Here is an 18,903-nt window from a genome sequence, read left to right as displayed (position 1 = left end):
GCGGCCCTGCGCTTGGCAACGCCGTCAGCAGGTCGCGGGCCGCCGAGCGCGAGGCCGCCCTGCGCTTGGCAACGCCATCAGCAGGTCGCGTGCCGCCGAGCGCCAGGCCGCCCTGCGCTTGGCAACGCCGTCAGCAGGTCGCGGGCCGCCGAGCGCGAGGCCGCCCTGCGCTTGGCAACGCCGTCAGCAGGTCGCGTGCCGCCGAGCGCCGGGCCGCCCCGTGCATGGCCGCCCCGTCAGCTGGTCGCGTGCCGCCCCGTGCGTGCCAGCACCTGCACCTGACGGGACGCATCTGTGCCCACCTCGACCGGTGGGCCGAAGATTCCCGGCATGTAGGCGTGCTCACCGAAGCCGTCCACAGCGTCGTCGATCGCAGCGAGCTCCTCGTCGCTGAGGTCGACCCGGAGGCCCTGGGAGGTGCCGATGTCCCAGCGGTGCACCAGCAGGTCGAAGCAGTAGAAGCGGGCCCACGTATCCCCGATGGTGGTGGGGCCGACGAAGCCGTCGAAGCGCTCGTCGGCGATCGAGTCGTCGGCCAGCAGCGCATCGACCGCAGCGGCGTGGGCGAGCCACCTCTGGGACGGTTCCTGGTCCACGGCGGAGCCGCTGCTGCCGGCGAGTGCGCCGTCGGGCAGGGGATGGCCGTGGTCCCGCAGGAAGTCGCGCTCGGTGTCGATCACATGGGCGAGCACGTCGCGGGCGGCCCATCCCTCGCAGGGGCTGGGCGCGTCCCAGTCACGCACCTGGGTGATCACGGCCGTGAACGGCTTCTCGTGCTCGCGCCAGGTCTGCTGGATCGAGGTCGGTGGTGCCTGTCCCATGGTGTCCTCCGTGGTTGTGCGGTGACCGGAGCGCAGGTGCCCCGGGGCGTTGCCGCGACTGTAGGCGGGGCCGACGGCGGAGGTCTTGAACTTTTCCGACGGCACCGTCTCGGGGCGGCCTCTATCGTGTGCCCATGGCCAGGCCCGAGGACGACGTGGAGCGGGCGCACCTGCGCGATCCCGCCGATCGCACCTTCGCCATCACCCGGTACGCGCCCGCGCCGCAGCTCACGCCGTGGATCCGCCGGTACTGGGTGCCGGTGTGGGAGGTGCCGGAGGGCGATGCGGCCGTGCAGAAGGTGCTGCAGTACCCGATCTGCCTGGCCATCACCACCCCGGCCTACTCCCGCTTCGCCGGGCCCACGCGCGGCCTGTCCGTGACGGAGCTGCGGGGCCGAGGCTGGGGTTTCGGAGTGATGTTCGCGCCGGCCGCCGGGGCGCGCCTGCTCGACGGGCCGGTCTCCGCCCTCACCGACAGCTGGTGCGGTCTCGACGATGTGGAAGCGCTGCGGGGACTGACCGCCGAGATCACGGCGCTGATGGCAGCGGACCCGTCGGACCCGGAGATCCACGCACGCTGCCAGGAGCAGCTGGAGTCCAGGGTGGCGTCCCTGGGTGCACCCGATGAGGAGTCCCTGCTGGTGAACGCCCTGGTGGAGACGGTGGAGAGCGATCCTGCCGTGGTCTCCGTGGGGCAGCTGTGCGAGAGGTTCGGCATCGGGCAGCGCGCGCTGCAGCGGCTCACCGCACGTCGCCTGGGCCTCAGCCCTGCCTGGCTGATTCGGCGCCGGCGCCTGCACGAGGCGGCCGGCCGCCTGCGTGAGAGGGAAGGGCGCCTGGCCGATGTCGCAGCGGAGCTGGGGTACGCCGACCAGGCCCATTTCTCCCGCGACTTCCGCACCACCACCGGGATGACCCCGGCGCAGTTCGCCGGTCGATTCCGGGATGTGTGAGGCCGGCTCGCCCGGTGGCGACAGGACCGGCCGCTGCGTGGACAGTGCGACGTCGGCGCACCAGTTCGATCGCCGCGCCGATGCTCAGCGCCAGACCGGCACCGATGGCCACGCCCGCCGGCACGCTAGGGAGCGGCGGGCCGGGCGCGGTGCGGGGTTGGCCCTGGGATGCACCGGGGGATGTCCGGAGCCCTCAAGCGGGGGATCAGGCCCGGATGGGCAGCACCCGGTCGATGCCGTCGCGCTTGAACCCGGGCACATCAGGACGGGGATCGCTGCCTTCGACGGCGGTGCTGCTGTGGTCCGCGCCGACTGCGCTGCTGCGGTCCGCCACCTCTGCGCTGGGGCGGTTACCTCCGGATCCGCTCGCGTCCCCACCGCCGACGCGCTCCACGTTGGAGGCCAGGGGGATCTGGTGGGAGGCGCTCTCCAGGATGTGCATCAGGTACCCGGCGGTGTTGGGCAGGGCGATCACATCGCCCACGGCCACACCCTGCGGGAACGCCATGCGCCGACGCAGGATCAGCTCGGCCTCGATGCAGTAGGCGCCCACCAGGAACCCCTCGAACGGGCCCGAGCGCTTCCGGCCGCCGTCCTCGCCGGTGCGCACCAGGATCGGGTCCACCAGGAAGTCGTCGGAGGTGGAGCGGCACTGGGTGCGGTTCATCTCCAGCCCCACCAGGGGCACGCCGTCGCTGGCACTGGTGCGCTGGATGACCCTCGCGAGCGTCATGCCGCAACCGTCCATCATGGAGCGGCCCGGCTCGCAGCGCAACTGCACCCCGCGCTCTCGCAGGGCCTGCCCAGCAGTGACACCCGGGCGGATCTCGTGGCCCAGGAGCCGCTCCAGCCAGGGCCCGCGGATCACCTGCTGGTGGTAGGGGTACACCTGCCGCAGCGGCTCCCCGCGCCAGGTGGGCGGGGCGGTGGGGGCGCCCCCGCCGGCGTCGGGGGCAGCCGCGGGCCGGTCATCGTCGGCCGCGCGAGCACCCCCGCCGGGGCCCGACGCCGAGGCCTGCCGGTCGTGGGCCTGCCAGAAGGCGTCCCACTGCCCGGCATCGTCCAGGTAGCTCATCGGGATGCCGCCGCCGATGTCCACGAACGCGCCGTCCTGGGCCAGGCCGCGCTCGCGCAGCGCGTCGATCAGCTCCAGCGCCTCCCCGAGGGCGGTGGCGCGCGCGATCGGGTCATAGCCGTGCAGGTGGAAGTGCACACCGTCCACCCTCAGCAGGTCGCCCAGGCCGCCGGAGTCGATCAGCTCGAGCCAGCTGCGGGCCGACTCCCCGAAGCGGGTGGGCGGGATCAGATCGCTGGGCTTGGGCGCGAGGCGCAGCGCCACGGGGAACGGCTCGGGGGCATCGGAGGCCCGGTCCGCGGGGCGACCTGGTTCCGCGCTCCGGGCGCCGGTGACCTGCTCGGCGACCCTCCGGGAGGCGGCCACCTCGTCGAGGTTGTCCAGCACCAGCAGTGAGCGGGACTCCAGGGCCAGGCGCAGCACCGGATCGGGCTTGATGGCCGCGGTGACCACCACGTCATGCGGTGGCACACCGGCCTCGAGCACCTGGGCCAGCTCGCGCTCGCTGCCCACGTCGACCCCCAGCCCGGCGCGATGCGCGGCCCGCACCATGCCGAGGGTCTTGTTGGCCTTGCGGGCCACGAAGATCCGCAGGTCCACCCCGGAGGCCCCGGCCACCTCCGTGAGCTCTGCGGCGTTGCGCGGCAGCGCGGAGAAGTCGTGCACGTTCAGCGGGCTCCCGTAGCGCTCCAGCAGCGAACTGCAGGTCGCAGGGTCCGCCAGCAGCTCCTGCATCCACGGCTCCAGACGGGCCGACAGCGGCGGGGTTCCCTGGCATGCCTCGCGCAGGGTGGGTTCCTCGGTCACGGCAGGTCCTCTCACTCGGGGGCGACGGCGGGGGCGGGGGCGGCAGGAGCAGATCCTTCTGCCGGTATGGCAGGAGCAGATCCGTCCGCCGGTACGGCTGGGGAGGCCGCTACGGCGGGAGTGGCCGTTACGGCGGGAGCGGCGTCGTCAGCGCCCGTGATGCGCTCCGCGATCCGCCGGGCCCAGCATCGACCCTCGTGGTGCAGGTGGCGGTTCAGCGAGTCGTGGCCGATGACATGGTCCTCTGTGGGCCGCCCGATCAGCGCGAGCCCGGCCACGGTCCGACCGTCGGGGGCGACCAGTGGCGCGTCATCGCGGCCGACGGGGGAGCCGTCCTCGTCGATCATCGCCCCCCGCCTGCCCGGCCGCACCTGCACCAGGCCGCGGTGCAGCAGCGACCCCGCCAGCTCGTCGGTGAGGTTCAGCAGACCGGGCGGGGTGAGCACCGCGTCGATCACCACGTCGACATCGCCGCCCGACGGTGCGTCGTCGTGCCGGCCGGTGGCAGTGGCGTCATCGTGCCGGGCGGTGGCAGTGGCGTCGGAGCTGTCGGCCACCGGCGCCTCATGGATGCCGGCGCCGTCGATGCCAACCTCACCGTCCATCCAGGACAGGTCCACCGCGCCGGAGTCGATCATCGCCAGCAGCTTGCGGGCGTTGACCAGCGGAGGGCCGAAGGCGAACCGCTCCAGCACCTGGGCGGCCTGCCGGAAGCGCGCCCACTCCTCCTCGGGGGCGTCGCTGCCGCGCAGGCCGGCGGAGATCTGGGAGTAGAGGGTCTGCCACACGCGGCCCAGCGCCCAGGCCGGACCGGGCGAGCGGTGGCCCTGGGCCGTCTCGATGCTGCGACGCAGCGCCGCCTCAGCCCGCCCCGGGCCGCGGGGCAGATCGGGTTCCGCACCGGTGCTCAGCGTGTGTTCGACGGCCGCGCGAGAACCGGCGACGGTGTCGCGCGCATCCCGTCCCGAGGTACTGGCGTGCTTCTTGGGCGCGGATGTCCCCTCGAGCATGGCGGTGGCGGCATTGACCACGATCGCCAGCACCGCGTCCGGCCCCATGCCCTGGCCGGAGGTGAATCGGGCGCGGGCCTGCTCGACGGCGCGCTCGCCGGCCTCGGTCAGGGGTGTTCCCGGGTTCGGCTTCGCATCCAGCAGCAGACCCTGCCGGGTGATCGGCCGGATCACGGTCGGCTCGTGCGGCCCGCGATGGTGCACCAGGCGGGCTGGGACGGCCGCCTCGGTGCCGCCGCTCGCGTCGACCTCGGTGCTCTCGGTGAAGGTGCCGCCGCGGCCCTCGGTGAGGGTCAGGCAGGCGTCGATGAAGGTCAGCGCCCCGCCGCGCACCGCGACCCGGGAACCGGGCGGGACCTGCTCGGCGCTGAGCATCCGCTCAGCGGGCAGCACCGCCGGGACCAGGGGGAGGGGTGAACTCCAGTGGTGCACCAGGGCGCCCCGGTGGCCGGCGGCGTGACCGGTGGCGATCAGCACCTCGTCCACCGGACCGACGTCCGCGGGAGCAGTGTCGGTGGTCAGATGCCAGGCGCTGCCCTCGCGCCGCAGGTCAGTCACCCGGGCCCGGGCGTGCTCCACGCGGGCATGGCGGGAGAGACCGTGGATCATCTGCTGCCAGCGCTGGGCGAGGTACTCGCCGACCACCGCGCGCGGCGGGTACGGCTCGTCGGCCAGCTGCGGGTACGGGCCCTGCACCCAGCTGGGGTACGCGGGGAAGTCGCCGGTGACGGGCTCATCCAGGATCGCCGCGGTCACGTTCAGCCGCAGGTGGTGCGGCTGGCCGGGGTGGTAGGCGGCGCCCGTGCCCGGCACGGTGACAGGATCGATCACCGTCACGGTCAGGCCGGATGCTGCTGACGATTCGGAGGCCGCAGCTCCCGCGTCGTCGGCGGTGGCCGTGGCGGAGCGCGCAGCATTCAGCAGCGCGGTCAGCTCCTCCAGCGCGTACAGCGCCTTCGGTCCGGCACCGACGACGGCGATCCGCAGCGGCGCATCGGCGGCCGGGCGAAGCGGTGTGCCAGCGGCTGCCATGGGCGGTGCAGTGCGGTCGTCGCGAATCGGGCGGGCAGCACCGTCGCTGCGGGCCGGATGGGCGGTGCCGGTCGGGACGGAGGGCTGCTCAGTCACGGCGGGCGGTCCTGCGCAGCTGCTCGATCCCCTCCGCGATCGCGTCCGTGTCGGCGTCGAGGTTCTCCCGCACCCACTGGTCGTCGTACACGGTCTCCAGGTACGGCACACCGCCGTCGTGCACCACGAACACCACGCGGGTGCCGGGCTCGAGGCTGGGGATCAGCCCGCCCAGGGCGTGCACGATGCCGCCGGTGGAGCCCCCGGCCAGGATGCCCTCGCTGCGGGCCAGGTGCCGGGCGCCCACCACGCAGTCCAGGCCCTCCACGCGGATCACCTGATCGGGTTCGACCTGGCGGGACAGCTCGGTGACCACTCCCGCACCCATGCCGGGCAGGGGGCGGGGCGCGGCGGTGCCGCCGAAGAGCACCGAGCCCACCGCGTCGACCGCGATCGCGCGGGTGGTCATGTCGTGGTCGCGGATGTACGCGGAGCAGCCGCCGATGGTTCCGGTGGTGGACACCGCCGCCATCAGCACGTCCACCTGGTGCCCGGTGGCCTCGGCGATCTCCCGCATGGTGCCGTCGTAGTGGGCACGGGGATTGGCGGGATTGCCGTACTGGTACAGGTTCACCGCATCGGGGATCTCCTCCAGCAGCTCCTTGACCCGGTTGAAGCGGGCGGTGAGCAGGTCGCCGGTGGCTGGATCGGGCTCGGAGACCAGGTCGATCTCCCCGCCGAGCGCCTGGATGGTGCGCACGGTGGTGGCGTTGGTACGGGCGTCGACCACGCACACGAACCGCACGTCGTGGGCGTTGCAGGCACGGGCCAGGGCCACGCCCAGGTTCCCGGAGGAGGACTCCACCACGGTGCCGCCGGGGGCCAGTCGCCCGGTCTGCAGGGCGTCGCGCACCATGCCCATCGCCGGCCGGTCCTTGGTGGAGCCGCCCGGGTTCACCGACTCCAGCTTCGCCAGGATCTCCACCCCGGAGTCGGGGAACAGGGAGTCCAGACGGATCAGGGGAGTGTTCCCGATGGCCTCGCTGATCCCGGCCACGATCGCGGGCACTGGGGCCGCGAACCCCGCCGCGGAGACGCCCGGGCCCTCCGGGGCGTTGTCGAGGCCGACGGGGATGTCGGGTCCGCTGGTGGCCGCCTCGGTGGGGGCGGCGGGCGGCCGGTCATCCTCGGGCGTGCTGCTGGTGTGCTCCCGCTGTGGGGAGCCGGTGGTGTGCTCCCGCTGCGGGGAGCCGGAGGTGTGGGTCACCTGGCCACGCTACGACATGCAGGCCCCATGAACGGACGGCCTGCTGTGACCGAATGGTCGAGGGGGCGTGGCACCCGCATCCGGTCCCGAAGGGTGCTGGTGGCCGCCGGAGTGCGCGACGAGCTGCCTGGCATCCCGGGACCGATCGGTCGGGTTCCTGGGTGCCCGTCGCAGGTGCGGAGCCTACGGTCGACGCATCACCGGGCGCGGCCGCCCGACGTCGGCGCGCCCGCTCATCCAGGTGTGGCCCAGGGGCCCGCACCCCGTTCGACCACCCGCTCGACCCGATGGAGGAACCGTGAGCACCGACCAGGACTTCACCCAGCAGGACGTCGTCGAGAAGCTGCGCGGCACCAGCATTGTCATGCTGACCACCGCCCGCGCCGACGGCAAGCTGCTGTCCCATCCCATGACCGTCCAGGACGTCACCGACGATGCCGATGTGTGGCTGTTCGTGGGCCTGCAGGGCGATCAGGCCGACGCCCTGCGCCAGGGCCCCGAGGTGAACCTCAACGTCTCCGAGGCCGGATCCTGGCTGTCCGTGGCCGGCAAGGCCACGTTCGTCGAGGACCGCGCCAAGATCGCCGAGCTGTGGGACGACTCCGCCAAGAGCTACTTCCCCGACGGCGTGGACGATCCGAACCTGGCCCTGGTGCTGGTCACCAGTGAGTCCGCACAGTACTGGGGCCTGCCCGGTGGCAAGGTCGCAGGTGTGGCCCAGATCCTCAAGGCCAAGGTCACCGGCGGGGACACCCCGGGCGGGACCGGCACCACCGAGCTGTGAGCTGTGAGCTGAGGGCCGTGGGCGAGGTGAGTCGACGGTCGTGAGCGCGCTGCGAGCTGAGGGTCGTGGGGGCGCTGCGAGCTGAGGGTCGTGGGTCGGTTCACGATCCGACCCGCCATCTGGAGAATCGACTGTGCCATCTGGGGGCGAATGACGCGCTCATTGGCCCCCAGATGACCAAGTCGAAGTGAGTCCCGGGCACATCCTCCCTGTTCCGTCGGCGCGACTGCCGGGCACATCCGACCGGCTACCGTGACCCCATGCTCGGTCTGCTCACCCTCGACCTCGGCACCTCTGCGGCGAAGGCCGCACTGCTCGACCTCGAGGGGCACCTCCACGGCGCGGCGAGTGCCGCGTACCCCACCTGTCACACCCCGGACGGCGGCACCGAGCAGGACCCGGACCACTGGGTGCGCGCCGCCCGTATCGCGATCACTGAAGTCCTCCCGGCCTGGGTCGAGGTCGCCGCACTGTGCCTGACCGGCCAGATGCAGGACCTGGTCCTCGAGGGCGCACACAGAGATGTGGGTGGCGCGCGGGAGGGTCTGGCTCCCGAGCACGGTGCTGTGCGACCCGCCGTGCTGTACACCGACCTGCGTGCGGGCACCGAGCACGACGAGATCTGCACGGACCTCGCCCGCGACGGCGAGGACTGGGACCGCATCACCGGGAACCTGCAGGACGCCAGCAGCTGCGCCGCGATGTTCCGGCGCCTTGTGCGCCACGAGCCCGAGTCCGTCCGTCGCGCCCGCGGCCTGGTGTTCGGCCCCGCCGGGCACCTCGCGCACGTCCTCGGGGCCGGGCTCCACTGCGACCTGACCACCGCTGCGGCCACCGGACTGCTCGATGCCTGCACCCGCACCTGGTCACCTGCGTTGGCCCGCGCCGCCGGGATCGACCCGGCCCTCCTGCCGTACCTGACCAGTTCCGTCGGGGAGGTCGTGGGCCACACCGACAAGTCCGCCCCCGCCCTGCTGGGTGTGCCCGCCGGTGTTCCGATCGTGCTCGCGCCCGGTGATGCGGGTGCCGCGACGCTGGGGATCACCGGCCTCGCCCCCGGCCAGGACCACGTCTCCCTGGGAACCAGCGGCTGGATCGCGAGCGTTCGACGCGCCGCGCAGGACCGGGCTGCAGCTGGCGGCTCGGACCGGGCCGCGAACGGTGCCTCGAACCTGGCATCGCTCTCGACCTCGAACCCGGCCTCGATCTCGACCTCGGACCCGGCCTCGCACCGGCTCGCCCTCGGCGGCGGCGCTGAGCTGCACATCTCCGCGATCCTCGCCGCTGGGGCAGCTGCGGCCTGGGCGCGGCGCGCCTACCTCTCAGATGCCGACGCGACCGCCGCCGATCAGATGCTCGAGGCCCGTGAACGCGAGCGCGGCCGCGGGCCGACGGGCCTGCTGGTGCTGCCCTCGTTGGGCGGTGAACGGTTCCCCGTGCGGGATGACGTCCTGCGCGGGGCGGTGTTCGGCATCGATGCCACAACCGGTGCGACCGACCTCTACGCCGCGACCCTCGAAGGGGTCGCACTGGCCCTCTCGCACGCGCTCGATCCCGCCAGCGCCGGGCAGCTGCTGCCCGTGGTCGGCGGGGGAGCGGCCTCGGCACCCTGGCGGCGGATCCTGGCCGACGTCACCGGTCGGCCCGTGCTGCACGCCGACGGGTCGGATGCGACCCTGCTCGGTGCTGCGCTCGCGGGTGCCGACGCCCTGGATCTGGACCACGGCATCGTCCCGCTCGCCGAGCAGGGTGGGGACGTGACCGCACCGGACCCGTCGGCGGTTGTCGCCTATGCCGAGCTGCGGCCGGTGCACCGGAGGCTGTACGGGGCGGTCGCCGAGTTCGCCCGAGTGGGCTGAGACCGCGGAGAAATTTGGAGCTCAGCCCTGGCTGGGCACTGCTGGCGCCAGATGCTCGTACACCTCATCCAGGCCGTGACGGTTGCGCAGCTGGACGAGCAGTTGACGGGGGGACTGCGGCGGCCGTTGCCGACGGCTCGCAAGGATCTGGAGTGCGCGAACAGCTTCGGCACGGTGAGCAATCACTGTGTTGGCTGCGAAGTCCTGGGCGGAAAGCACCTCCACCGTGGCCTCCTGAAGTGCGGCGCAACTGGCGAGGCCACTGCGCCGGTCATCGGTGACGATCGCGTCAGCCTTGCCCATGATCGCAGCGTGGGCGACGTGACCGTCGTCTGGATCTCGAAGGTCGTACGGGTAGGTGCCAGACTTCGGAGCGATGATGGTGGATCCGGGGAATGCTTCGTCCATCTGACGCAGCAGCCGTTGCCGGGCATCGTGGTTCGCCGTCAGACCACGTCTCTCGTCGAGACGGCGAAGCACGTACTCGAGTTCCGTGATGATGCCAGTACCCCACAGTGGCGCGAAGCCGTGCTCGGCCGCGATCTGCAACAGGAAGTCCCGTTGCAGATCGGGCACGAGCACACAGGTGTCAAGAACGGCGCGGTACACCTGTCTCAGTGTGCCAGGGGCACCCGACGTTCAGGCCCGGTCCCTAGCCTCGCGAAGGGCCTCAGCGATATCAGCCTGGGTACTCTGGTCGTACTCGGACGATGTGTCGGAGATGAAGTCGGTCCGACGATCGTGGAGGGAATCCCGGTAGCAGAGGACATCCTTCAACCGGAGCTTTCGGCGTTGCTTGCCAGGTATTCGAGCGGGGATCTCACCCGCATCGATGAGCTTCACGACCGTCGGCCGACTGAGCCCGAGGATCTCTGCGGCCTGTTGCGTGGTGACCTCCTGGTCCCTGGCCACGATGCTCACCGACTGGCCGCGCTGTAGAGCGGTCGCGGCCTCTTTCAGGATCGCGAAGAGTTCCGCTGAGAGCTCCACACGGTCATGCTCGTCGGCACCCGTGAGGAAGAACGATGGGGACGGGGCGGTTCCATGCCGCTGTTCGTGTGCGACGACGAAGCTCAGCAGCTTCCCGGAGGCGTCGGCTGCCCGGGGGGTCTCAACGGTGTGGACGCTGGGAATGATGGCTGATTCAGGCATGGAGAGTCCTCGTCGTCCGTGCTGCGTGCGGGTGATCGGCTGTACGTGCGGTCACGATTTCGCGGGATCGCCCGCGAGGTCGAGCGCCTGGGTGTTCTGCCGACCCCTGAACTGCGATACTACACCGGTTGCGAAAGTTACGAAAGCGCTGGTGTGGGTGATCCACGTCGTCTTTGTCCGGCGTCAGTTCCGCACGGTCTCCAGCGCGATCGAGTCCTCGCCGATCTCGGTGCAGGGGAAGGTGGTGTCGGTGACGGTGAACGATTCCCCGACCGAGCATTCGTAGGGATCGGCGTTCAGCTCGACGGTGGCTGGTCCGCCCTCGGTCGATTGGTCCAGATGGATCTTGTCGTGCATGTCCGCGGGCTTCTCGTAGCCGTGGGAGGCATCGAGGGGGCGAGGCAGGTCGTGCAGGCTGTTGCCGGTGATCTCGATGCGGCAGGAGCTGTCCGTGTCGCAGCTGCTCTTGATGGAGCTCGTCTCGCACGCGGCCAGTGGCAGCAGCACGGCGCCGGCCAGAAGTGCGGCGGCAAGGTGGCGCTGTCGTTGAGCCATGCACCCATGGTGGCAAAGTCCAGAGAGCTTGGGGAGGGGGAGAACTCCCCATCCGCAGGGACGGCCCCGGGTGCGGGGAGCCGACCGCCGGACCACCGCCGCCCGGTTAGTGCGCTCAGCGCCGGCCCACGAGCCTGCCCTCAGCGTCGGCCCACGAGCCTGCCCTCTGCGCCGACCCACCAGCCTGCCCTCACCGCCTCCCCACGAGCCTGCGCTCGGCGGCATGGTCCAGCCAGGTGCCCAGCAGAGCACGCAGCGTGGTCGGGGCCTCGGGGTCGTCGTCCACCCGCAGGTCAACGATGCTGGTGAACGGCCAGCTCGCCTCCGGGTCGATGCGGGCCACCATCACGGCGGCGGACTGTCGGCCCCGGATGTCACCACCGGCGTCGTCGGCCGCGATCAGCGCCTGAACCAGGGACAGAGCCAGGCCGTCGCCGGAGCCGGAGGAGCGCACCGTGCGGGTCATCGCCTCCAGCACCTCGGGGCCGGCCAGGCAGTTGCCCAGCGCGATCAGCGAGGGCCGATGGAGGCCGTCGTGGATGTGCACGCCGCTGCCCTCCGAGAGGCCCTCCCAGCCGGCCGCTGCGGCCGTCCCGCCGTGCGAATGGCCCGCCCAGCCGACATTGAGCTCCCCCGTGTGGGCGGCACCGCGACCGGCCAGGTCCAGCACCCCGCACTGGCGCCGCTGTGGCTGGTCATCGGTGGCCAGCGCCGCAGCCAGCGCAGCCTCGGGCGTGGCACCCGGTGCTTCCAGCCCTGACAGCAGTGCCCCGTGCAGTCCGCGGTTGGTGGCGGCCTGACTGATCGAGACGCCACGGGCGGGATCCACGATCATCACGGCGTTGCCCACGGCCAGGGACCGGCTGGCACTGGCCGCCCCGAGCAGGCCGTGCAGCGGGTCGACCACGGCGAGGGAGAACGTCATGGGTCCCTTCCGACGAGCCTGGGAAAGCGATCACGAATACACAACGATCCAGCGCATGCGCTCAATTCTCACCCATCCGGAGGGTGTCCTGGACCACAGTGGGAAGACAGCTCGCGATGCCGCAGCATCTCGTCCCCCGGGGAAGGACCTCTCATGAAGCTCGACCGCCGCACTCTTCTGGCCGCCTCCGGAGTCTCGGGGGCAGCGCTGCTCGCAGCCTGCTCCGGCGGCGGGGAGGACGTCGACCTCGACGGCGGGGGCGCCGGCTCCGACGGCGGCGGGGCCGTCGACGGCGCCGAGCTGATCGCCGCGATCGCCGGTGAGCCGGACCAGCTGGACCCCCACAGCACCACCGCCTACTTCTCCTTCCAGGTGCTGGAGAACATCTTCGACACCCTCGTCGAGCCCGACGAGAACCTGGAGATGGTGGGAGCGCTCGCCGAGGACTGGGAGGTCAGCGACGACCAGCTGACCTACACCTTCACCCTGCGCGAGGGCGTCACCTGGCACGACGGCAGCGAGTTCACCGCCGATGACGTCGTGTACTCCTACAACCGGATCATCGACGAGGAGCTCGCCAACGCCTGGCGCCTGGCCGCCATCGAATCGGTGGAGGCGCCCGACGCCGGCACCGTGGTGATCACCGTGGGCTCACCCACCCCGGACCTGCTGGCCAACCTGGGCAACTTCAAGGGCCTGGCGATCGTCAAGCAGGACAACGTGGACTCCGGCGACATCGTCACCTCGCCGATCGGCACCGGCCCGTTCAAGCTGGCCGACTACACCGCGGGCGACCACATCGCCCTGGAGGCCAACCCGGACTTCTGGGGCGGCGCCCCGGCACTGGGCGGCGTCACCTTCCGGTTCATCTCCGAGGGGTCCACCGCCGTCACCGCCCTGCAGAACTCCGAGGTGCACTGGACGGACTCCTTCGAGCCGCAGCGCGTGGAGCAGATCGAGGGCAACGACGCGCTGGTGCTGGGCCAGGTGCCCTCCAACGACTACTGGTACCTGGCGCTGAACATCGCCAACGCCCCCTGGGACACGGTGGAGGCCCGCCAGGGCATCGCCTACGCCATCGACCGCGAGGCCATCATCCAGGCCTCCACCCAGGGCACGGCCGTGGCCAACCAGCTGGCCATCCCGGAGACCTCCTCCTGGTACCACGAGTACAGCACCTACTCCACCGACCCGGACAAGGCGCAGGAGCTGTTCGACGCCGCCGGTGGCGTGGACGGCACCACCATCCGCTTCATGGCCACCTCGGAGTACCCCGAGACCGTCAGCTCCGCCCAGCTGATCGCTGATCAGCTCTCCCCGTTCGGGATCACCGTGGAGATCTCCACCGTGGACTTCGCGACCTGGCTGGCCGAGCAGAACGCCGGCAACTTCGACATGCTGATGATGGGCTGGCTGGGCAACATCGACCCCTCCGGCTTCTACTACGCCCAGCACCACTCCGAGGGCGCCAACAACCGCCAGAGCTACTCCAACCCCGAGGTGGACCGGCTGCTGGAGGAGGGCGGCGCCGAGCCCGACGAGGCACGCCGCAAGGAGATCTACGCCGAGGCCGCCACGATCATCGCCGACGAGTGCAGCTACATCTACCTGTACAACCCGGCGGTGCTGCAGGCATGGGTGCCGGAGGTCGAGGGCTACGAGGCCCGCGGTGACGCCGCCATCCGCTTCCGCGACACCTCCCTGAACCAGTGACCGCGGCCCGCTCCGCCGGGTCGCGCGCCGCAGCGGGCTCCTCCAGCCGCCTGCCCGGGTGGCTGCGCAACCCCACCGTGCAGTTCGTGCTGCGCCGCCTCGGGTACTCCCTGGTGGTGCTGCTGGGTGTGATCATCGTGGTGTTCACGATGCTGCACCTGGTGCCCGGCGACCCGATCCGGGTGGCCCTGGGGACCCGCTTCACCCAGTCCTCCTACGACGCCCTGCTGGAGCGCTCCGGGCTGGACCGCCCGCTGATCGTGCAGTTCTTCAGCTACCTGGGCGGAGTGTTCACCGGGGACCTCGGGGTGAGCTTCCGCAGCGGCCGCTCGGTCACCGACCTGCTGCTGCAACGCCTGCCGGCCACCGCCTCGCTCGCGGCCGTGGCGATCCTGATCGCCCTGGTGATCGCGATCCCCGCCGGGATCTACTCGGCACTGCGCGAGGGCCGGGCCTCCGATGCGATCGTCCGCGTGACCAGCCAGTTCGGTGTGTCCGTGCCGGACTTCTGGCTGGGCGTGCTGCTGATCATGCTGTTCGCCGCGGTGCTGGGCTGGCTGCCCTCCTACGGGTACACCGCGCTCACCGAGGACCCGCTGGACTGGGCCCGGCACGTGATCCTGCCCGGCGCCACCTCCGGGCTGGTGGCCGCCGCGATCATCACCAGATACGTCAGATCCGCGGTGCTGGAGGTCAAGAGCTCCGGCTACGTGCGCACCGCCCGCTCCAAGGGCCTCGCGCCGCGCACCGTGCTGAGCCGCCACATCGTGCGCAACGCACTGATCCCCATCCTCACCATCACCGGCATCCAGCTGGCCACGATCCTCTCGGGGCTGATGGTGGTGGAGGTGGTGTTCGCCTGGCCGGGCCTGGGCCGGTTGATCTACGACAGCGTCGAGGCCCGCGACTACCCGGTGGTGCAGGGTGGCGTGCTGCTGGTGGCGGCCCTGTTCCTGCTGGTGAACTTCGTGGTCGACGTGCTGTACGCCGTCGTCGACCCCCGGATCCGGCTGTCGTGAGGAGGCTGCGATGAGTCAGAACGACCCGCGTGCCGCCGCAGAGGCGGCCGAGCTGGCCGATCCCGTCGACCCTGCCGCCCAGGGCACTCCGGCCGATCCCGCCGAGCCCGCGAACCCCACGGGCTCGGGTGATCCCGCGGATCCGTCGGCCGACGTCGACGCTCCCACCGAGCAGCGCCGCCCCACCTGGCGGGTGCTGTTCTCCAACCCGGTCACCGTGATCTCGGCCCTGGTGCTGCTGCTGGTGGTGCTGGTGGCGGTGTTCGGCCGCTGGCTGATCCCCTACGGCATCAACTCCACCGACGTGCTGAACTCCCTGCAGGGTCCCAGCGCCGATCACCTCTTCGGCACCGACGATCTCGGCCGCGACGTGTTCAGCCGCGTGATCGCCTCCACCGAGACCTCCCTGCAGGTGGCGCTGATCTCCGTGGCCTTCGCTCTGGGCGTGGGCACCGCGATCGGTGTGACCGCCGGGTACGTGCGGGGCATCGTGGACACGGTGCTGATGCGGCTGGTGGACGTGCTGTTCGCGTTCCCGGTGGTGCTGCTGGCCCTGGTGATCGTGGCGATCCTGGGCACCGGCAAGTGGACCACCATGCTGGCCGTGGGCGTGGTGTACACGCCGATCTTCGCGCGCGTCTCCCGAGCTTCCACCCTGTCGGTGAGCGTGGAGCCGTACGTGCAGGTGTCCCGCACCATGGGCACCGGGCACCTGTTCATCCTCACCCGGCACGTGCTGCCCAACATCATGGCGCCGCTGATCGTGCAGACCTCCGTCTCCCTCGCCTTCGCGATCCTCACCGAGGCCACCCTGTCGTTCCTGGGCATGGGCATCCAGCCGCCGGAGCCGTCCTGGGGGCGGATGATCTTCGATGCGCAGTCGTGGATCGGGCAGGCCTGGTGGATGGCCGTGTTCCCCGGTGCCGCGATCTTCGTGACGGTGCTGGCCTTCAACCTGTTCGGCGATGGCCTGCGCGACGTGATGGACCCCAAGCAGCGCAGCCTGATGGAAGCGAGGATGAAGTGATGAGCGCTTCCCTGCGTGAGTCCGTGCTGGACGTGCGCGACCTGAAGGTGAGCATCGGCCGGCGCACCATTGTGGAGGACATCTCCTTCTCCGTGCAGAAGGGGCAGACGGTGGGCCTGGTGGGGGAGTCCGGCTCCGGCAAGTCGATGACGGTGCTGGCCGCCACCGGGCTGATGGACGCCCCCGCGTCCAGCGCCACCGGCTCCTCCGTGCTCGCGGGGGAGAGAGAGCTGATCGGTGCGACGCAGGCGCAGCTGCGCAAGGTGCACGGCTCCCGCATCGGCTTCGTGTTCCAGGACCCGTCCACCTCGCTGAACCCGCTGCTGACGATCCAGCGGCAGATCACCGAGTCGCTGGAGGCCCACGGCCGCGGCACCCCGAAGGAGGCCCGGCGCCGGGCACTCGAGCTGCTGGAGGCGGTGGGCCTCCCGGACCCGGAGGACCGCCTGCACTCCTTCCCGCATCAGCTCTCCGGTGGTCAGCGCCAGCGCGTGATGATCGCGATCGCCCTGGCGTGCGAGCCGGAGCTGCTGATCGCCGATGAGCCGACGACGGCGCTGGACGTGACCACGGAGCGGCAGATCATCGAGCTGGTGTGGGACCTGCAGGAGCGACTGGGCAGTGCGGTGATCTGGATCAGCCACGACCTGGGCGTGATCGGTCAGGTGGCCGACGACGTCACGGTGCTGCGCCACGGGAACATCGTGGAGCAGGCCCCGGTGCAGGACATCTTCGCCGGCCCCCGCGAGGCGTACACCCGGGAGCTGCTGGACGCGCGCCCGCTGATCGGCGTGGCCGCCCCACCCACCCCGCCGGGGGAATCCCCGGTGTTGCTGGACGTGCAGGACCTCGACGTGAAGTTCCAGGTGCGCACCCCCACCGGATCCCGCACCATCCACGCGGTGGACGACGTGTCCTTCCAGGTGCGCAAGGGGCACACCCTGGGGATCGTGGGGGAGTCCGGCTCCGGCAAGTCCACCATCGCGAATGCCCTCACCGGCCTGGTCGAGCCCGAGGCGGGCACCGCGACCCTCACGGGCACGGACCTGTTCCAGCTGTCCCGCGGAGAGCGGCGGGATGTGCGACGCCGCCTGGCGATGGTGTTCCAGGACCCGTTCTCCTCCCTGAACCCGCGCACCGAGATCGGGACGTCGATCGCGGAGCCGCTGAAGGTGCACCAGCTCGGCGGTAAGGACAAGGCATCGCGGAAGGGGAGGGTGCAGGAGCTGCTGGACTTGGTGCACCTGCCGCGGGACTTCGCCTCCCGCTTCCCGCACGAGCTCTCCGGCGGTCAGCGTCAGCGCGTCTCCGTCGCCCGGGCTCTCGCACTGGAGCCGGACGTAATCATCCTGGATGAGGCCACCAGCGCGCTGGACGTGTCCGTGCAGGCCAAGGTGCTGGACCTGCTGCGGGAGCTGCAGGGCGAGCTGGGGCTCACCTACCTGTTCATCGCGCACGATCTCGCCGTGGTGCAGCAGATGAGCCACGACGTGCTGGTGATGCAGAAGGGCCGCGCCGTGGAGCACCGGGAGGCGTCCGAGCTGTTCGCCGATCCCCGCGAGGACTACACCAAGATGCTGCTGGCCGCGATCCCGCCAGCGGAGCCGCGGGCGGGTAGCCGGGTGTGAGGGACGGTGAGGGCGGCATCTGCCGACCCCCACGCCCACCCCGCTTCCGCTGCAGGATCATCGTGAGGCCACGGTGGCACGGCGAAAGTACCCAACGAAGCGCTAAACAAGCTAATCTGAACCAACTTTAGGTAGTTTGTTGATTCTGTTGGGGGATAGGGATGAAGTCGTTCACCCCGCTGGAGCGAACGCTCGGAGCGGTCCCGGGGACGCTCGTCGGCGACCTGAGAAGCATCGACATCGGGCGGGGGCGCGAGGAGCTCTACGCGAACCAGCTCCCCGAACTGCTCACAGCACTGGCCGCGCGGGCTCGAGTCCAGTCCATCACTGCCTCCTCTGCACTCGAGGGTGTGCTCGTGCCCGACAAGGCCCGCGCTGCCAGGATCATCGATGGATCGGCACGGGGGCTGCGCACCCGCAGCGAACAGGAGTTCGCCGGGTATCGGGCGGCTCTGGACTATCTCTTCGCGGACGACTGGCGTCCGCTCAACCTCGGATTGATCCTGCACCTGCACCGCCTGCTGTTCTCCGAGACGCCCGGTAAGGGTGGGACCTTGAAGACCAGTGACAACCTCGTGGTCGACAGGAACGAGGTCGACTCCCGGAGCATCAGGTTCACCCCCGTGCCTGCCGCCTACACCGCGCAGTACCTGGACGATCTCCTGAACGGGTACCTCGAAGCACGCTCCGCTGATGCTCATCACCCCGTTCTCCTCATCGGCCTGCTCATCCTCGACCTGCTGACGATCCACCCGTTCGACGATGGGAACGGGCGGGTGGCCCGCGTGCTCACCAACGCTCTGCTTGCCGAGGCCGGATACGGGATCGGTCGATACGTTTCACTCGAGCAGCTGATCGCTGAATCCGCCGACGACTACTACGCCTGCCTGCTGGAATCCACCCATGGTTGGCATGACAACGAGCATGACGTCTGGCCCTGGCTCAGGTACTTCGTATCGCTGCTGACCAAGGCGTACAGACGTTTCGAGGAAGGCGCTGCGTCGGATCGCTCGACGGGCAGCAAGCAGGACCGAGTCCGTGAGTTCGTACTGGATCACGCACCGGAGTTCTTCGCGATCGGTGACGTGCGTGCTGCCCTTCCCGGCGTCAGCGATCAGACGATTCGGCTGGTGCTGGATGCATTGCGCAAGGACGGGCGGATCCGTTCGGAAGGAACCGGGCGGGGTGCTCGGTGGCACCGGCTCGGTGGGACCTGAGATCAATCAAGGTGAAACGCTGG

At 70.7% G+C, this 18,903-nt stretch carries 16 protein-coding genes; 8 read left to right on the top strand and 8 right to left on the bottom strand.

The features are described 5' to 3' along the window. Positions 1 to 236 precede the first annotated feature (236 nt). Positions 237 to 821 carry a maleylpyruvate isomerase family mycothiol-dependent enzyme gene (locus tag IOE58_RS06695; RefSeq protein ID WP_228019171.1) on the bottom strand — a complete coding sequence of 195 codons (585 nt, stop codon included), beginning with the start codon at positions 819 to 821 and terminating at the stop codon, positions 237 to 239. A 134-nt stretch (positions 822 to 955) separates the two neighbouring features. Here IOE58_RS06695 and IOE58_RS06690 point away from each other — a divergent pair, with 134 nt between their 5' ends. Then, entirely contained in the window at positions 956 to 1,774 is an 819-nt protein-coding gene (locus IOE58_RS06690; RefSeq protein ID WP_193865633.1) for a helix-turn-helix domain-containing protein, read from the top strand. A gap of 205 nt (positions 1,775 to 1,979) precedes the next feature. On the opposite strand, the gene IOE58_RS06685 is transcribed toward IOE58_RS06690, so the two are convergent. From IOE58_RS06685 to sbnA, 3 genes are read right to left on the bottom strand one after another with little or no spacing between them, the layout of a single operon-like run. Continuing rightward, positions 1,980 to 3,656: a type III PLP-dependent enzyme domain-containing protein gene (locus IOE58_RS06685; protein ID WP_193865632.1), complete on the bottom strand. Its 1,677-nt coding sequence runs from the start codon at positions 3,654 to 3,656 to the stop codon at positions 1,980 to 1,982. Between the two features lie 11 nt (positions 3,657 to 3,667). Next, on the bottom strand, positions 3,668 to 5,794 hold the full coding sequence (locus IOE58_RS06680; RefSeq protein ID WP_348981900.1) for an FAD/NAD(P)-binding protein: 2,127 nt from the start codon (positions 5,792 to 5,794) through the stop codon (positions 3,668 to 3,670). Then, entirely contained in the window at positions 5,787 to 7,001 is a 1,215-nt protein-coding gene (gene sbnA, locus IOE58_RS06675) for a 2,3-diaminopropionate biosynthesis protein SbnA (protein ID WP_193865631.1), read from the bottom strand. The genes IOE58_RS06680 and sbnA overlap by 8 nt, the downstream gene beginning before the upstream one ends. Before the next feature lie 298 nt (positions 7,002 to 7,299). On the opposite strand from sbnA, the gene IOE58_RS06670 reads away from it, so the two are divergent. Together IOE58_RS06670 and IOE58_RS06665 are read left to right on the top strand one after the other, a co-directional pair. Further along, entirely contained in the window at positions 7,300 to 7,785 is a 486-nt protein-coding gene (locus tag IOE58_RS06670; protein WP_193865630.1) for a pyridoxamine 5'-phosphate oxidase family protein, read from the top strand. 260 nt (positions 7,786 to 8,045) lie between these two features. Then, positions 8,046 to 9,644 carry an FGGY family carbohydrate kinase gene (locus IOE58_RS06665; RefSeq protein WP_193865629.1) on the top strand — a complete coding sequence of 533 codons (1,599 nt, stop codon included), beginning with the start codon at positions 8,046 to 8,048 and terminating at the stop codon, positions 9,642 to 9,644. A gap of 21 nt (positions 9,645 to 9,665) precedes the next feature. Here the strand turns inward: IOE58_RS06665 and IOE58_RS06660 are convergent, their stop codons facing one another. The 4 genes from IOE58_RS06660 to IOE58_RS06645 all read right to left on the bottom strand — a co-directional run bounded on the left by IOE58_RS06660 (position 9,666) and on the right by IOE58_RS06645 (position 12,276). After that, entirely contained in the window at positions 9,666 to 10,253 is a 588-nt protein-coding gene (locus IOE58_RS06660; protein WP_193865628.1) for a PIN domain-containing protein, read from the bottom strand. A 30-nt stretch (positions 10,254 to 10,283) separates the two neighbouring features. Further along, positions 10,284 to 10,796 (bottom strand): helix-turn-helix domain-containing protein, encoded by a 513-nt coding sequence (locus IOE58_RS06655; protein WP_193865627.1) that lies wholly within the window; start codon positions 10,794 to 10,796, stop codon positions 10,284 to 10,286. Between the two features lie 183 nt (positions 10,797 to 10,979). After that, positions 10,980 to 11,351 (bottom strand): hypothetical protein, encoded by a 372-nt coding sequence (locus IOE58_RS06650; RefSeq protein WP_193865626.1) that lies wholly within the window; start codon positions 11,349 to 11,351, stop codon positions 10,980 to 10,982. Positions 11,352 to 11,541: 190 nt separating this feature from the next. Next, positions 11,542 to 12,276, bottom strand: a complete 735-nt coding sequence (locus tag IOE58_RS06645) for a DUF1028 domain-containing protein (protein WP_193865625.1) — start codon at positions 12,274 to 12,276, stop codon at positions 11,542 to 11,544. 153 nt (positions 12,277 to 12,429) lie between these two features. Between IOE58_RS06645 and IOE58_RS06640 the strand changes: the two genes are divergently transcribed. The 5 genes from IOE58_RS06640 (at position 12,430) to IOE58_RS06620 (ending at position 18,880) form a co-directional block, all read left to right on the top strand. Further along, the gene (locus tag IOE58_RS06640; protein ID WP_193865624.1) at positions 12,430 to 13,989 is read left to right on the top strand and encodes an ABC transporter substrate-binding protein; all 1,560 of its coding nucleotides are present in this window, start codon (positions 12,430 to 12,432) and stop codon (positions 13,987 to 13,989) included. Then, a complete protein-coding gene (locus tag IOE58_RS06635; RefSeq protein ID WP_348981899.1) occupies positions 13,986 to 15,008 on the top strand; it encodes an ABC transporter permease in 1,023 nt (340 codons plus the stop codon). Before IOE58_RS06640 ends, IOE58_RS06635 begins: the two co-directional genes overlap by 4 nt. Before the next feature lie 10 nt (positions 15,009 to 15,018). After that, positions 15,019 to 16,035, top strand: a complete 1,017-nt coding sequence (locus IOE58_RS06630; protein WP_228019168.1) for an ABC transporter permease — start codon at positions 15,019 to 15,021, stop codon at positions 16,033 to 16,035. Then, entirely contained in the window at positions 16,035 to 17,663 is a 1,629-nt protein-coding gene (locus IOE58_RS06625; RefSeq protein WP_193865623.1) for a dipeptide ABC transporter ATP-binding protein, read from the top strand. Before IOE58_RS06630 ends, IOE58_RS06625 begins: the two co-directional genes overlap by 1 nt. Positions 17,664 to 17,824: 161 nt before the next feature. Beyond that, positions 17,825 to 18,880 (top strand): Fic family protein, encoded by a 1,056-nt coding sequence (locus tag IOE58_RS06620; RefSeq protein ID WP_193865622.1) that lies wholly within the window; start codon positions 17,825 to 17,827, stop codon positions 18,878 to 18,880. Positions 18,881 to 18,903 lie beyond the last annotated feature (23 nt).

It is taken from the genome of Brachybacterium epidermidis, from assembly GCF_015209585.1.
GTDB classification, from domain to species: Bacteria; Actinomycetota; Actinomycetes; order Actinomycetales; family Dermabacteraceae; genus Brachybacterium; species Brachybacterium epidermidis.
The sequence above is the reverse complement of the archived record's forward strand: the minus strand, read 5'-3'. Positions and strand labels throughout refer to the sequence as shown.